Raw genomic sequence first — 16,556 nt, 5'->3', positions numbered from 1 at the left:
AAAGCTTCAGAGAAATCTGAAGCTTTTTTCGTTTATATTTGTTTGCACTAAATATATTTAAGAATAAAATGCAAAAACCAAATAAAACATTACAATCTGAAACAAAAATGAAACAAAAACTAATAACTATTTTATTTGTATTTACTGTCATAAATATGTTTGGGCAAATTACAACTACTTCAAAACCTGATAAAACGAATTACTCTAATGATAAGTTATCTCCTAACGAAGCAGTCACTAATAAGGTTATAAGTCCGCTTCAAAAAGTAACATTAGATGAAGAAGCAATCTTACTTTATGATTACGACGGTACTATTTTTTCATATGATTTTGACTCCGAAGATGTTAATTGGACTGTAAAACCTACAGATGCTAATACTGAAATGTGTGCAAATAAAGTAACTATACATGATGGAGTTATATACGTTCCATTTATAAACGGTGAAATTTTTGCAATAGATAACGAAACTGGTGATCCTTTTTGGAAATCAAGGTTAGGTAACATTACAGATAAAATTATTCTAAAAGATCAAACTCCGATTATAAATGGAGGAAAACTGTATATAACCGGTCAAAATCAAGATGAAAGTAGTAACCTATACGCTCTTAATATAAAAGATGGTAGTTTATCATGGAGCTACAAGTTAGATTCTCCAAATAACGATATTCCAGTACTCTTTTTTGATAATAAAATTTTCACTCAAAGTGCATCGAATGTCTATAGTTTTGATGCAAATACAGGAAAAGTTCTTAACCAAAAAAGTTTTGAAGTAGCTATGACTGGAAAACCTGTAACAGATGACGAAAATGTGTTTATAGCAAATGAAAAAGACGTGCTTTTTGCCTTAACTCCGAATAAACTAGATGTTTTATGGCAATTTAAATTAGAGGAAAATCAATACAATATCAAGGAACGTATATTTTGCCAAGACAAAAAAGTATATTTTGCCGCACAAGGTTCCACAGTTTCGTCTGTATATGCTGTTGATTCAAAAACAGGAACTCAGATATGGAAAACTGATTTTAAAGGGGACAATATCGAATATATAACTGAGCAAAATAATGAACTTTGGGGATATACTCGTAAAGGAAAACTTTTTAAACTAGACTTAACGGATGGTAAATTATTACTCGAAATAAAATTAACAAGTATACCTGTTTCTAATATTGAATTTCCTGATGATGACAACTTGTTTTATTATTATTGTGATGCGGGTTTAATTCAATATAATTTAAAAGATAAAGAAGAAAACGTATATTATATGCGAACTTCTCTTAAGGACGATATCTATAGCGCATATATACAATTAGTTCGATAAAAAAGAGGAGGGAAGCTCTCTCAGTATTAATAATCTTTTGTCGAAATAAAATTAAGATTGGAATACCTTTAATAAGGTTACTAAAGTAAAAGAAAATTAAGAAGTTTATTTTGTCCAAGTACAAAGACTTCATTATATCTAAAAGGACTTTTTTATATTAAAAACAATGTGTTTGTTTAAAAAATAATAATAATTCGTTATATTAAACCATAATTATTGAGAATGAAAGTTACAATAACAATTATTAAATATATAATATGTTTTCTTTTAAGTATATTCTCAGGAATGGTATGGATGAGAATAGAACTAGGAGAGCCTATTGAAGCGACAAGTTTTTTTTCCATCTTTAATGCACTATATGGATACATAATAATTTGGATAGGTGGATTTCTTGGATTGGTTTCCTTTATTCCATTTGTATTAATCGACTTATACTATATTAAAAGAAAAATACAAACTAAACTAAATCAAAATATTGCAAGGATTTTAGCCATTATTATTTTAAGTGGAATAATTACATTAATTCATTATGTTTTAGAATTCGGCCTAAATTGGATATAAGTTTAGTTTTCACGAAAGTTGCATTAGAGATAAATACGTTTGTAAAGTCATCGCAATAATCTCTCCCATATTTAGTATTTGAGAGAGGTTGAAATAGGATTGAAAAGCTCATTCAGTTCAGGTGTAAAAATAGGTTATTCAAAAAAGTAAATTATGAAGGAGTTTTCTAGAGTTGCGTTATATAGTATTGCAACTTTATACGTTTTTATTGTACTACCAGTAAGTTTTGTATTTATTTGTTCATTAGTTAACTCTCCATTTCCATTTAATTGTCGTTTTGATATCCTTATTCCGTTAGGCTTAGTTATGCTGTATTTAGGAATTGATTATAGTCTAAAAAAGGGTAAGTCTATCAGAGATAAAATGAAGTTTTTATTATATCTATTTTTTGTACCCAGTATATTTCCTCATATTTCTATTTTATTTTTCGGAATCTTTAATGACAACTATTTGTATGGTATAGTTGCATTTATACCTATTGGTTTAATCGCAGCTATATTGTTTTTGACTGTAAATTATTTTTTAGAGAAGAATTTTAACTCTAGTAAAAAAAAGTTAATGGCTATTAAATCAATATCTATATTAGCCGCTTTTTTAATTGCAACGACAATATATTTATTAGTTGAATATGGTGAAATAATAAAACCTTTGAAAGGTATTTTAGATATTGAATCAAATTCATAATTTGATTGTATTTTGTTATAACGTAGAAGAAAAATCAAGAAGTTTATTTAGCTCGGGTAAAAATTTTGCATAGAAAATAAATAATTATGAAAACTACTTACAAACTCATTCTCTATAGCATTTTAATCTTGATTATTTCAACAATTGGGATAACCTATTGGTATGTATCAGATCATCTTTTGTCTCATATGTCTTCTATGTCTATGAGAGTATTGATAGATATTGCAATTTACATTGGGCTTGCTGGAGCATTTATTCCTACTTTTTCTTTTTTGATAATTTATTTTTTAATTAGAAAAGTAAAGAATAAATGGCTGCTTTCTTTGCTACTAATTATTCTATTTGCGGTAGTTTTAGCAATAGTTTATTGGTTTGTTTTGTGCGCGATATTTCAAGATCATGATAATCCACAATCTTTTATAAGTAGATTTTTAGGACTCTGATTAAAATAAAACATGCAGGTATTTAGCAAATTTTATGCACCTCATTGAATTTAAACTAATAAAGTATTTATTGACAAACCTATGATATACATTCAGGTGTTAACTCAGAATACGGAAAAAGTAGATTTATGAAAGGGTTTGTGAGAGTAGAGTTATGTGGAGTTGCCGTTTTGTATATAAACCATAATTATTGTGAATGAAAGTTACAATAACAATTATCAAATACGTAATATGGCTTCTTTTAAGTATACTTTCAGGAATGGTATGGATGAGAATTGAATTAGGAAAACCTATTGATGCAACAAGTTTCTTTTCCATATTTAATGCACTATATGGATTTATAATAATTTGGATAGGTGGATTTATTGGATTGGTTTCCTTTATTCCATTTGTATTAATCGATTTATACTATATTAAAAGAAAAATACAAACTAAACTAAATCAAAATATTGCAAGGATTTTAGCCATTATTATTTTAAGCGGAATAATTACATTAATCCATTATGTTTTAGAATTCACACTAGATTGGGTATAAGTTTAGTTTTTACTCTTTCTAAATTTTTTCTTGAAATGAAAGTTGAATACGGTGAAGTAATAAAACTTTTGAAAGATATTTTAGATATTGTATCAGATTTATAGTTCACACTTTAACTGTATTTTACTATAATGTAAAAGAAAGTTAAGAAGTTTATTTAGGCGAAAATCCCAGAGATAAAATCAAACCTTTAAAATATCTCTTCAATGTCAGTTTTACTCTGGGTTAATCAAGTATAATTTTAAAGCTGTTAATTTATTTTAATAAGCTCTCTTCATAATTTTCAAGTATATTATAACAAACAAAATCTTACTTTGCTATTTTTTTCATAAATTAGCTAAAGTTTATATGGTTTTTTACTTTATAAACTTATTCTCAGCAAACTCACTTGCAAAAGCTTGAAGTAAAAAAGTTGTTTTATTCCGTTCTTAAGTTGAAACTTTTTATCAACATTACAACATATCACTTTCTCTAACCTACATAAAGTTGTCATACCAGAAAGGGATATTAATTTTAAAGGATTAACCTCCTTTTCATACACTTTTTAAACCTATTTACCTTTGCCTTAAAAACGTTCAAATGTGAATTACCAAATCGCAAAAATAGTATGAAGCAAAAAATAGAAGATATAGAGCAGTCGATACATATTCAAGAATTCCTTTTGGCAATTAAAAGAAAATCTGATAATTTGATTAATTATTTTCTTTTAATTTTTTTCATTGTCGGTTTATTACTGGCCTTTTATTATGATACATGGCAAATAGCAATAGGAGTAGGCAGTTTACTACTTGTTGCTTATTATTCTTCAAAATTTGCTTTGCCAGAATCAGACTTTTATCAGTACGTACTCAGTACGATATTAGGTATTTTTATGTGTCAATACATTTATCAAATGCATGGTATGTTCGAAATGCATTTTACAGCATTTGTAGCAAGTGCAATACTTATTACTTATCAAAACTGGAAACTACAAATACCGCTTACATTAGTTGTAATATTTCATCATGCACTGTTTGGTTATTTGCAATATAAAGGGGTTAGCAATGTTTTTTTTACTCAGTTAGATTATATGTCGTTGCAAACCTTTATTATTCATATAATATTGGCAACAACTATTTTTGGCCTTTGCGGATTATGGGCTTATCAATTTAAAAAATATAGTGAAGCACATATCAATCAAACATTTAGAAAGCGTGAAATTGAGAATCAAGAATTAAAAACCGCAAATTACGAACTGGATCGTTTTGTATACAGTACTTCGCATGATTTGCGTGCTCCTTTAAATTCAATGTTAGGTCTTATTGAAATTGCACAGGATGATACCGCCGAAGAATTAATGCTGGGACATCTCCAGATGTTAAAAGAAAATGCTAAAAAACTCGATAGCTTTATTTCCGATATCCTTGTTTATTCTCGTAATTCACGCATGGAAGTTCATAAGGAAAAAATAAACTTTAATGAACTTCTTGATGATGTAACCCAAAATTTAAAATTCATGGGAGATAGCAATAGGAGGGTTGGTTTTAAAGTAGATATAATTGGTGACACTCCTGTGTACTCTGATAAAAATCGTTTGGTTACAATTTTAAATAATCTTATTTCGAATTCAATTCGGTATCAAAACGCACAAATTTCAAACCCATTTATAAATATTAAAATAGTAACTTCTAATATCGAGACTAATATCATTGTGCAGGATAATGGTATTGGTATTAATAAAGAATTACACTCAAAAATATTCGATATGTTTTATCGCGTATCTCAAGAATCAGTTGGTTCGGGTCTTGGACTTTATATTGTAAAAGAAGCAATAAATAAACTCAATGGAAATATAAAAGTTCAATCTGAAATTGGCCAAGGAACCACCTTTGCTATTAAAATTCCAAACAAGTAAATTAACTTAATCTATGGAACAGACAACAACACCACCGTTTAAAAAAATTCTCGTTGTAGATGATAACGCAACAGATCGCTATATTGCCAATCGTATGGCAGAGAAGTATTGTTTTGCCGAAGAAATTGTTTTATTAGATTCAGCACCAGATGCTCTCGAATACCTTCTTTCATTAGAAAGTACGCCTGATTTACTCCCTCAGCTGATCTTCCTTGATATCAATATGCCTGGAATGAATGGTTTTGAATTTCTGGAGGAATACATAAAATTCTCCGAAATAATAAAAAGAAATTGTTTTATCATAATGATTACTTCTTCTACACATCCTGATGATCTTAAACGTGTAGAAAATATTCCATCGGTAATCCGTTTTCTTAACAAACCACTCGATAGAGATAAATTTGAACTTATAAAACTTGAGTTTTCATTAAAAAAACAATTTATATAATCCTAGGTTTATAAAGTGTGAGGTAACCAAAACCATTATAAGCAAGGGTATCTTTGGGTATTGCAAAAACCGCTGTATGAAATAGTATTAAGAATAATACAGCAATCAGGGTTTGATTAAAACCAATAGTTTTTATCTTTTGTCGTATCATATGATTTAAGTGTTTTAATCTTAAGATATTGATTGATAACTATATAAAGACACTGTTTTCTAGAATATAAATTTGACGAAATATAAATTTGGTTTATAACAGATACTTTTTAATTATTAGGTATTACTCTTCAAGTTAATTTTCCAATATCTCTCTAATCAATGATAAAATGATTTGTGAATTGTTTTATTATTTCTTCATTCCAAAAAATTAAAAATCAGATAAAATAGTATAATTTAAAGCTAATATACTATATGCCTTAAATTTAGATTGCATGTAGGTTTGCTTAAAAAAGTAAACTTAAAAAATGAGGAGATATCTAAAAGTAAAGAATTTGTTTTTAATGGCTATTGTAATTTTTTGTACACAATTAAATGCACAAAAAACAGATCATTTGTTGTTGACACCACCAATGGGATGGAATAGCTGGAATACTTTTCATACTGATATTAACGAAAAAATGGTAATGGAAACTGCCGATATTATGGTTTCCTCAGGAATGAAGGATGCGGGTTATATTTATTTAGTTCTTGATGATGGGTGGATGGCGATGGAAAGAGATAATCAAGGTAATCTGGTGCCTGATCCTAAAAAGTTTCCCAATGGTATAAAAATCGTTGCCGATTACGTTCATTCTAAAGGATTAAAATTTGGATTGTATAATTGTGCAGGAACGTTAACCTGCCAGAAATATCCAGGAACACGCGGTTATGAATACCAAGATGCGAGGAATTATGCTGCGTGGGAAATTGATTTTTTAAAATACGATTGGTGTTTTGCTACGGGTATAAATGCCAAGGAAGCTTATACTACTATGAGTAATGCCTTGAATAAAACAGGAAGGCCTATTGTATTTAGTATTTGTGAGTGGGGAGTAAACAAACCGTGGGAATGGGGCGAAGGAGTTGGTCAGTTATGGCGTACTACCGAAGATATCTATCAAATTTTTGATTCGGTGCATGATGAAGGAACCTGGAATTCTCTAAGTGTGATGCATATTGCAGATTTGCAGTCTAATCTTCGTAAATATTCAGGTCCTGGACATTGGAATGATCCCGATATGCTCGAAGTAGGTAACGGAATGACTTATGATGAAGATAAAGCTCATTTTTCTCTTTGGAGCATGATGGCTGCACCATTAATTGCAGGTAATGATATCCGAAAGATGTCTAAACAAACTCTGGAGATTCTTACTAACAAAGAGGTGCTGAATATTGATCAGGATGAATTAGGAATACAAGGATTTAGATATCTAGATAAAGACGGTTTGCAAGTTTGGTGTAAACCTCTTAAAAACGGAGATTGGGCTATTTGCTTTATAAATCGTAAAACCGAATCTAAGTCTGTAAGTTTTGATTGGAGTAAAGAAAACATTGTAGATACTATTTATAAATATACTTTGGATAATAAGAATGTATACAACTTATTTGATGTTTGGAGTAAAAAAAATACAGGGACAACTACCAAAACATTAAAAGAAACTATAGCACCTCACGGTGTTTTGATGTATCGATTAAGCAAAGCATAATTTTCTATAAAAAAAACAAATAAGACAATTCTAAAACTTTAATTCAATTGATGAATACTGCATTTACAAAAAAACAAGTCATAATCATTATACTTTGCTTTATATCTGGTAAATCATTTGCTCAACAAAATAACCGCTGGCAAATTACTACCGATGGAGCTATCTCATGGAACATCAATAATATACCTCATGAAGACCATATTGAGATGAGCGGAAAGAAAATTTCCTCTGTAATTAGATATGGAGTTGCTGCAGATAGTTCTTTTCATGTAACCCGAAGTTTGGTATGGCCTATGTTAAGGACAATCCCAAACAATACTCACGCGAGTCTTACCCGCAGGTTTGCACAAGATCATCTAAAACTGGTAACAGTTAACAATAAGGCTATCGAGAACGAAAAAGTAGTTTCGATTACCCTCAACGGAACATTATTAGTAAAAAGTAAAGTTGGTAAAACACTTGAGTTAACCCGACAATATTTTCCAACAACGACAGAGGCAAGTTATTGCGAAATATATACTATCAAAAATATTTCTGGAAAAGGATATACTGTAGAAATTCCAAAATCGAATACCATTTATAATACAGACCCAATAAATGGAACTGAAGGAAGTTATACTATTCAATCTAAAGTTTTAAATGATGGTTATTTTAATCTAAAACCAAATGATATAATTAGCTTTTCGGTTCTTTATTTTGCTGGAAAATCTAATGAATTGTTACCAGAACTGAATGCTGAAAATGAGAAAATGAAGCGTCTGGAATTGGTTAAAGAATTATCGAATAAATTGGTTTTAGAAACACCTGATACTATATTGAATACTGAATTTGCTTTTGCAAAATTAAGGGCAGCCGAAAGTATATTTGAAACCAAAGGCGGACCAATGCATGGACCGGGCGGAGAAGCGTATTATGCTGCAATTTGGGCAAATGATGAAGCAGAGTATATAGGACCATTTTTTCCTTTTTTAGGATATGATTATGGCGATAAAGCATCTCTGAACGCTTATCTTCATTTTGCCCGATTTATTAATAAAGAATACAAACCAATTCCAAGTTCGATTGTTGCCGAGGGTACAGATATTTGGGATGGAGCAGGGGATCGGGGAGATGCTGCTATGATTGCTTATGGAGCTGCACGTTATGCTCTTGCAAAAGGTAATATTGACGAAGCCAAACAATTATGGCCATTGATAGAATGGTGTCTTGAATATTGCAATTTAAAACTAAATACAGAAGGTGTTGTTACCTCAGATTCAGATGAACTAGAAGGGCGTTTCCCTGCTGGAAAAGCAAATCTTAACACATCATCATTGTATTATGACGCGCTAAATTCAGCAATATATTTAGGAGCTACTTTAGGGAAAAAGGAAGCACAACTTGCAACTTATAAAACTCAGGAAAAAAACTTAAAATCAGCAATCGAAAAATATTTTGGTTCTACTATCGATGGGTATCAGACCTATAAATACTATAAAGAAAATGATGTTTTACGTGCATGGATATGCACCCCATTAACGATGGGTATTTATAATAGAAAAGAAGGAACTATTGCAGCATTATTTTCACCTAAACTATGGACTCAAGATGGGTTAGCAAGCCTTTCGGGTGATAAAACCTTTTGGGACAGATCGACTTTATATGCTTTAAGAGGCGTTTTGGCTGCTGGTGAAACCGAAAAAGCAATAGATTTTTTGCATTATTACTCCACGCGTCGTTTATTAGGAGATCATGTTCCTTATCCTGTAGAAGCTTATCCTGAAGGAAATCAGCGTCATCTTTCAGCAGAAAGTGGTTTATATTGTAGAGTTTTTACCGAAGGATTGTTTGGTATTCGCCCAACGAGTTTAAAAGGCTTTGATTTTACACCTCGTCTTCCAATATCATGGCCAGAAATGGGATTGCGTAATATTCATGCATTTGGGCAAGACTTTGATATTGTTGTGAAAAGAGTAAACAAAAAATTAAAAATTACAATCTCGGATAAGAAAAAAATATGGTTAGATAAGGTTATTAATGAAGGAGGTACTATTAAGGTATTATTTGATAAATAGGTTATTGAATGTCCTTATATAAAGTGTTTATTTAGTATATATTAAATATAATATTCTTCTGTTTTTTCGAAATAAAAGGAAAAAGTAAAGAGGCAGAAAATGAAATAATTCTGTAATTTTGAAAAAAAGAGAAATGCAGACAGAAAATATTACCCTTAACAAACAAGTATTTACATTATATATTCAATACGAATCTGACGATAATCTGCGTAAAAAGTTTAATCAACTTACAAATGAAGTATGGGGATTTGACTTTGAAAATTATTACAAATCCGGATATTGGGACGATAACTGTATCATTTATTCTTTATTTATTGATGACCAGATAGTTTCTCACACTACAGTAAGTACATTTGAAACTATTGTTGGAAACGAGTCTATTGTTTTGGCTCAATTAGGAACGGTAATGACTCGTCCTGATTATCAAAAACAAGGATTGTCACGTTATTTGATGGAAAGAATTTTGCAAGATTATAAGGAAAAAGTAAGCGGAATGTTTCTATTTGCCAATGATTCTGTTTTGGACTTTTATCCTAAGTTTAATTTTTCAGCAGTACAAGAATTTCAAGCGAGTGCGCCTATAGTGTTTAGAGAAAGCAGTCATCATGTGACAAAACTAAATCTGGACGATTCTAATCAACGAAAATTATTAGAAATGTATGTAAAGAATTCAATACCAACTTCATCATTCGATACTAAAAATCTGGGGTTGACTTTTTTTTATTGCTATGCTTATCCCGATTTTGGTTTTAAAGATTCTATATATTATATCGAATCCTTAAATACAATTGCCATTGTACAAAAAGAGGAAAACACCATGACTATACTTCAGTTTTTTCAGATGGAAGAACAAAATATAGAAGATGTAATTCTTGCTTTAGCAACGCCGGAGATTGATACAGTACTATTTGGATTCAGTCCCTTAAACGCAGATTATAATTATACAATTCATAAAGAGGAAGACCTAACGTTGTTTGTTTCACCAGAATTAGAAGATTTATTCAATAACCAAAAACTGATGATTCCGATATTATCTCATACATAATATTACAATTACGACATATCGATTATCTCAAATAATAGATTGTGTTTATCTCCAAGTTTTTTCTTCAAGCGTTGTTTGCTCTTTTTTACGGCATCTAATGTAATACCGAGCAAACTTGCAATTTCGGAATTACTGAATCGCAATTTTTGGAGCATTATAATTTTTAGATTAGAATCCTTTAACTCCGGAAAATCCTTCATTAAAGCTTCATAAAAACCATTGTATTCTTTTTTAAATTCTCGTTTAAAAGTATTCCAGTTTTCATCTGTCATTAAATGAGAGTCCAATAATTCCTGTAGTTTTCCTTTTTCTATATGATAAGATGGAGATTGTTTTATATTTTCGAGTTCTAGTTTTAATTTAGAAATCTGAATATTTTTATTGTGTAAAAATTTAATGTGTGCATCAAGATCCAGGTTTGCATCATTAAGTTTTTTCTCGTAGTTTCTTTTTTCTATTTTATGATCTATTATCTTTTTATCATATTCTAAGCTGTTATTTTTCAGTCTTTTCTTAAAAGAGAAGAAGATAGAAATTGATAATAAAATCGCCAAAATAACAAGCAGTATATAGATATTCTTCATCTTACTTTCGTGTTCATATTGCAGTTGTGTATTCTTGACCCTATTTTCATATTTGGCTTTCTGTACAAACCAATTTGCCCTTGTTAAAGCAGTTTCGCCATCTGTTTTAAGTAAAGATTCTTCTATTTTTTTAAGTTCACGTCTTAATGATAATTCTTTTTCAGGATCTTTCCCGTTTAATACATTCAGTTTTAATTCGATAATATCTTTTAAAGAATTATTGTAATAAGGTTTAGACAAAGCAATTTTTTCGGCTTTTTGTAATAATGCATTTGCTCTGGATGTATCTTGTTCTTTTAAAAGAATTTTAGCCATTAAAATAGAGGCATACATGCTGTTTTTCTCGTCTTTATACTTTTCTGAATAATCGATATCTTTTTGCAAAAGCTCAAGAGCAGTTTTATAATCTCCCTTTTTTTCATAAATGAGCGCTTTGTCACCAAGTGCTTTTGCATAGCGTATATTATCACTAATAGGTAAAGAGACAGCAATGGTTTTATCAAAATAATACATTGCCGCAGGAAAGTTTTTTTCTTTAAAATAATATACTCCTATGGCATTTAAAACACTTGCATATTCTGGAGAATTAGTCTTAGTATAATGTAAGGACTTCTTTAAAAATTTCACAGCCAAGTCTTCATCATCAATGGTAGTCATTATCCAACCAAAAATTTTAAAAGTTTCTCCTGGAAGAATCATTTTGTTGGGATTTATGCTTTCTGTGGCATCAATCGTTTTTAATAAAGTTGGGATAAGCTTGTCTATTTCTCTGTAATAATACAGGTATTTAGAATAATTCATTTCTGTCCAGATTACCAGCGAAGGATCATTTATGTCTTTTGCTTTTTGGATAGAAAGTAAGTAATAAGTATCGCTTAGAGAATTTGTTTTATCAAAAAAACTAGAATAGCCATTTGCCAGCAAGGCATAGTACAGAATATTATATTTCTTACTCGAAGATTGGAGTAAAGGAGCCAAAAACTTTTTTAATTGTACAGAGTCTTTTTGAAAATCTTTCTCCTGTAGAATGATGCGCTCAATATTTTCACGTGAATCTTGTAACGGAATTGTTAGCGTTTGTGAATATGATTTAGATAAAAAAGTAAAAATAAAAACAGTGAATAGAATTCCTGTTCTTTTTATAATATAAGCCATGCGTAAGGAATCATTGATTTGCTAAAATACAAAAATATGAATCCATGAGAAGTAATATTTAGTATAAAATAGATATGCTATAAATGACTATTTATAAGGTTTTTAAAGACGAATACATCATTTGTCCCCCATTTGTCCACCCCATATTTTATAATAAGAATCCTTTCTAGATTAGTTTTGCGCACACTTCAGAGAGCCGTTTCAGGCAATAAATCAAATCAATTATGAAAAAAAAATACTTTGATAAAGTAATGTCAAAACAGTCATATATAGTCATATGCATGTTATTTATTTTACTAAACAAAGTTTCCGCACAAAAGGTATTAGACAATGATATACTTCGTTTTGGTACAGGAGCAGAAAACTCTGTAAATCCTGCGGGAAATTTACAGCAACCTTTTTATTTTAATTCTACATCATCATTATGGGCAAAGCTTACTTATCAGGATTATCCTTTTGATAATGCCTATTATATTGATGGGGATGGTTCTGGTGAATGGAATACAAATGGATTTTCGTCGATTAATGGAACCTTAACAAGCCAAACGATTGATTATTCAAAGTTTATAACTACTACGTCGCCAAAAGGTTATGGTACTATTGTTTCCAAAGGAAATATTACAATTAATGGATCTTTATTAGAGGTCGAAAACACATATACATTAGAACAAAACTCAAGTTTTATCATAATTAATGTAAAAATTAAGAATATAGGTACAGCTCCAGTAAGTAATGTAAGATATTGGTCAGGGACAAAAGATGATTTTATCGGGACTAATGACAACCCGCTAAAAACAAGAGGAAATATAGTTGGTGATGCTTTTGTTCCTTTAACTACAAGTAGTGATCGTGCTAAAGCGCTTAAACTTTTTTCGGGAGAAGAAGGAGTTATAATTTTTTCAAATTCTGATCGTGCCAATACTATTATTCAGATATGTTGCCAATGGAACTATGTAATTAATCAAAACCCAAATACAAGTGTTATTAGTAGTGGAGCCACTGATGGTTCTTATGGTTTTTTTGTTAGATTAAATGATCTTGCGGTAGGAGAGAGTGATGAATTTAAGTGGTATTATGCTGCGGGTAAAGTTGTAGAATTAGAAGAAATAATTAAAGATATCGCTAATGCAAGTGGAACATTAACAGATATAAAATATACATCGGCAGTTTTTAAAACGTTATCACAAACCGATGTAACAGGTTATTATGTAGTTGTTCCTGCTGGATCGCCACGACCTACAATAGCTGAAATAAAAAGCGGGGTAAATTATGGAGGTGTAAATGTTGCAGCAAGTGGCACTTCGGCTCTTATAGCCAATACACAAAAATCATATCCAATTACAGGACTCACGCTTAATACATCTTATGACTTTTATTTCGTTACAGAAGATGGAGGTTCCTCTTATTCAACAATATTCCATTCTCCATTTACCACGCCCGATATACTTAAATTAACTAAAGCATCCGAAGATAATGTTTCATGTAACGGAAAAAACGATGGTTCAGCTTCGGTTACTACTTTAGGTGGTACACCTACTTATACTTATTCATGGTCACCGTCAGGCGGAAATGGTACAAGCGCAACAAATCTTAGCCCAGGGAATTATGTCGTAACAGTAACCGATAGTAATAACGAAACGGCAACTCAAAATTTTACAATAACAGAACCAGATGAACTTGTTGCTACAATCGATACCCAAATAAATGCAGATTGTAGTACACATGCTAATGGAGAAGCAACAGTTGGTGTAACGGGCGGAACTGGAGTCTATAAATATAGTTGGAACACCATTCCTGAGCAAACTACAGCCACAGCCACAGGATTGTTACCTGGTACTTATATTGTAACTGTAACAGATGAAAAAGATTGCAGCACTACAGAAAATGCAACTATAATAGTCGAAGATATAATAGTCCCAACCGCTATAGCTCAAAATATAATTGTTCCGCTAGATGCTAGTGGAAATGTAACAATTAATGCTACGCAAATAGACAATGGTTCTTATGATAATTGTGGTATTGTTGAGATGGTACTTGATAAAACAACTTTTAATTGTAGCAATGTTGGACCCAATGTGGTGATATTTATGATAAAAGATAAAAGCGGAAATTTAACTTCAACAATAAGAACAGTAACTGTCGAAGATAAAATAGCCCCAACTGTTGTAACCCAAAATATAACCGTTCAGCTTGATGCTAGAGGAAAAGCTATTATAACTGCCGGTCAAATAAATAATGGATCAAGTGATAATTGTGGTATTGATAGCATGATATTAGATAAAACCACTTTCGATTGTACTAATATTGGAATAAACACAGTAACACTTACCGTAAAAGATAAAAATGGAAATTCAACATCTGAAATTGCAACAGTAACTATCGAAGATATAATAGTCCCAACCGCTATAGCTCAAAATATAATTGTTCCGCTAGATGCTAGTGGAAATGTAACAATTAATGCTACGCAAATAGACAATGGTTCTTATGATAATTGTGGTATTGTTGAGCTGCTACTTGATAAAACAACTTTTAATTGTAGCAATATTGGACCCAATACGGTAATATTTACGATAAAAGATAAAAGCGGAAATTTAACTTCAACATTACGAACAATAACTGTCGAAGATAAAATAGCCCCAACTGTTGTAACCCAAAATATAACCGTTCAGCTTGATGCAACAGGAAGTGCAACTATTACACCCATTCATATTGATAATGGCTCGAACGATGCTTGTGGTATTGACAGTATGACACTCGATAAAACTGTTTTTCATTGTAGGAATGTTGGAACAAATACGGTAACGCTTACAGTAACTGATAGACATGGAAATTCGGCAACCGGAATTGCAATAGTAACTGTCGAAGATAAAATAAAACCAAATGTTGTAACCAAAAACATAACAGTTCAGCTTGATGCTGCAGGAAAAGCAAGTATTAACGCTACGGATATAGACAATGGATCTAATGATATTTGTGGTGGTAGTATGATGATACTCGATAAGGCCTTTTTTGATTGTACTAATATTGGAGTAAACACAGTGAGACTAACCGTTACCGATGTTAATGGAAATTCAGCATCAGAAACGGCTACAGTAACTATCGAAGATAAAACAGCTCCAACTGTTATAACAAAAAACATAACTCTTCAGCTTGATGCCACAGGAAACGCTATTATATCTGCAGCCGATATCAATAATGGTTCTACAGATAATTGTGGAATTGATAGCATGATATTAGATAAAACCACTTTCGATTGTACTAATATTGGAGCAAACACGGTAGCACTAACCGTTACTGATAGACATGGAAATTCAGCCTCAGAAACAGCAATAGTTACTATCGAAGATAAAATAGCTCCAACTGTTATTACAAAAAGTATAACTGTTCAACTTGATGCTACAGGAAACGCAGCAATAATTCCAGCGCTGATTAATAATGGTTCTAATGATGCTTGTGGTATCGATACAATGGTACTCGATAAAACAGCTTTTGATTGTACTAATATTGGAGTAAACACAGTAACACTTACCGTAAAAGATAAAAATGGAAATTCAGCATCAGAAACGGCAACAGTAACTATCGAAGATAGAATAGCTCCAACTGTTGTGACTCAGAATATAGTAGTTCAGCTTGATGCAACAGGAAACGCCATTATAATCGCAGCTGATATCGATAATGGTTCAAGTGATGTTTGTGGTATTGATAGCATGATATTAGATAAAACCACTTTCGATTGTACAAATGTTGGAGTAAATACAGTAACACTTACCGTAAAAGATATAAATGGAAATTCAGCATCAGAAACTGCAATAGTAACTATCGAAGATAAAACAGCTCCAACTGTTATAACAAAAAATATAACAGCTCAGCTTGATGCCACAGGAAGCGCCATTATAAGCACAGCTGATATCGATAATGGTTCAAGTGATGTTTGTGGTATTGATAGCATGATATTAGATAAAACCACTTTCGATTGTACAAATGTTGGAGTAAATACAGTAACACTAACTGTTACCGATGTTAATGGGAATTCAGCATCAGAAATTGCTACAGTAACTGTCGAAGATAAAATAGCTCCAACTGTTATTACAAAAAGTATAACTGTTCAACTTGATGTTACAGGAAATGCAACTATTAATGCTACGCAAATAGATA

At 31.1% G+C, this 16,556-nt stretch carries 12 protein-coding genes; 11 read left to right on the top strand and 1 reads right to left on the bottom strand.

Annotated features, from left to right (window positions below; genetic code table 11):
- Positions 1–107 precede the first annotated feature (107 nt).
- The 10 genes from B8T70_RS19920 (at position 108) to B8T70_RS19875 (ending at position 10,662) form a co-directional block, all read left to right on the top strand.
- Positions 108–1,319 carry a PQQ-binding-like beta-propeller repeat protein gene (locus tag B8T70_RS19920; protein ID WP_086895981.1) on the top strand — a complete coding sequence of 404 codons (1,212 nt, stop codon included), beginning with the start codon at positions 108–110 and terminating at the stop codon, positions 1,317–1,319.
- A 222-nt stretch (positions 1,320–1,541) separates the two neighbouring features.
- Complete coding sequence (locus B8T70_RS19915) at positions 1,542–1,880, top strand: hypothetical protein (protein WP_123912133.1); 339 nt, start codon at positions 1,542–1,544, stop codon at positions 1,878–1,880.
- A 153-nt stretch (positions 1,881–2,033) separates the two neighbouring features.
- Positions 2,034–2,564 (top strand): hypothetical protein, encoded by a 531-nt coding sequence (locus tag B8T70_RS19910; protein ID WP_086895979.1) that lies wholly within the window; start codon positions 2,034–2,036, stop codon positions 2,562–2,564.
- An 86-nt stretch (positions 2,565–2,650) separates the two neighbouring features.
- Positions 2,651–3,007, top strand: a complete 357-nt coding sequence (locus tag B8T70_RS19905; protein ID WP_086895978.1) for a hypothetical protein — start codon at positions 2,651–2,653, stop codon at positions 3,005–3,007.
- A gap of 196 nt (positions 3,008–3,203) precedes the next feature.
- Positions 3,204–3,542: a hypothetical protein gene (locus B8T70_RS19900; protein WP_086895977.1), complete on the top strand. Its 339-nt coding sequence runs from the start codon at positions 3,204–3,206 to the stop codon at positions 3,540–3,542.
- Positions 3,543–4,149: 607 nt separating this feature from the next.
- The gene (locus B8T70_RS19895; RefSeq protein WP_086895976.1) at positions 4,150–5,436 is read left to right on the top strand and encodes a HAMP domain-containing sensor histidine kinase; all 1,287 of its coding nucleotides are present in this window, start codon (positions 4,150–4,152) and stop codon (positions 5,434–5,436) included.
- A 13-nt stretch (positions 5,437–5,449) separates the two neighbouring features.
- The gene (locus tag B8T70_RS19890) at positions 5,450–5,884 is read left to right on the top strand and encodes a response regulator (protein WP_086895975.1); all 435 of its coding nucleotides are present in this window, start codon (positions 5,450–5,452) and stop codon (positions 5,882–5,884) included.
- A 458-nt stretch (positions 5,885–6,342) separates the two neighbouring features.
- A complete protein-coding gene (locus tag B8T70_RS19885; protein ID WP_086895974.1) occupies positions 6,343–7,563 on the top strand; it encodes a glycoside hydrolase family 27 protein in 1,221 nt (406 codons plus the stop codon).
- A 50-nt stretch (positions 7,564–7,613) separates the two neighbouring features.
- The gene (locus tag B8T70_RS19880) at positions 7,614–9,617 is read left to right on the top strand and encodes a hypothetical protein (RefSeq protein ID WP_086895973.1); all 2,004 of its coding nucleotides are present in this window, start codon (positions 7,614–7,616) and stop codon (positions 9,615–9,617) included.
- Between the two features lie 133 nt (positions 9,618–9,750).
- Entirely contained in the window at positions 9,751–10,662 is a 912-nt protein-coding gene (locus B8T70_RS19875) for a GNAT family N-acetyltransferase (RefSeq protein ID WP_086895972.1), read from the top strand.
- An 8-nt stretch (positions 10,663–10,670) separates the two neighbouring features.
- Here B8T70_RS19875 and B8T70_RS19870 read toward each other — a convergent pair whose 3' ends face one another.
- Positions 10,671–12,401 (bottom strand): tetratricopeptide repeat protein, encoded by a 1,731-nt coding sequence (locus tag B8T70_RS19870; RefSeq protein ID WP_086895971.1) that lies wholly within the window; start codon positions 12,399–12,401, stop codon positions 10,671–10,673.
- Between the two features lie 224 nt (positions 12,402–12,625).
- On the opposite strand from B8T70_RS19870, the gene B8T70_RS19865 reads away from it, so the two are divergent.
- On the top strand, positions 12,626–16,556 hold a 3,931-nt coding region (locus tag B8T70_RS19865; protein ID WP_207621548.1), incomplete at its 3' end, for a SprB repeat-containing protein.

Source organism: Flavobacterium sp. AJR (assembly GCF_002156885.1).
Taxonomy (GTDB): Bacteria; Bacteroidota; Bacteroidia; order Flavobacteriales; family Flavobacteriaceae; genus Flavobacterium.
This window is presented reverse-complemented; position numbering and strand designations above follow the sequence as displayed.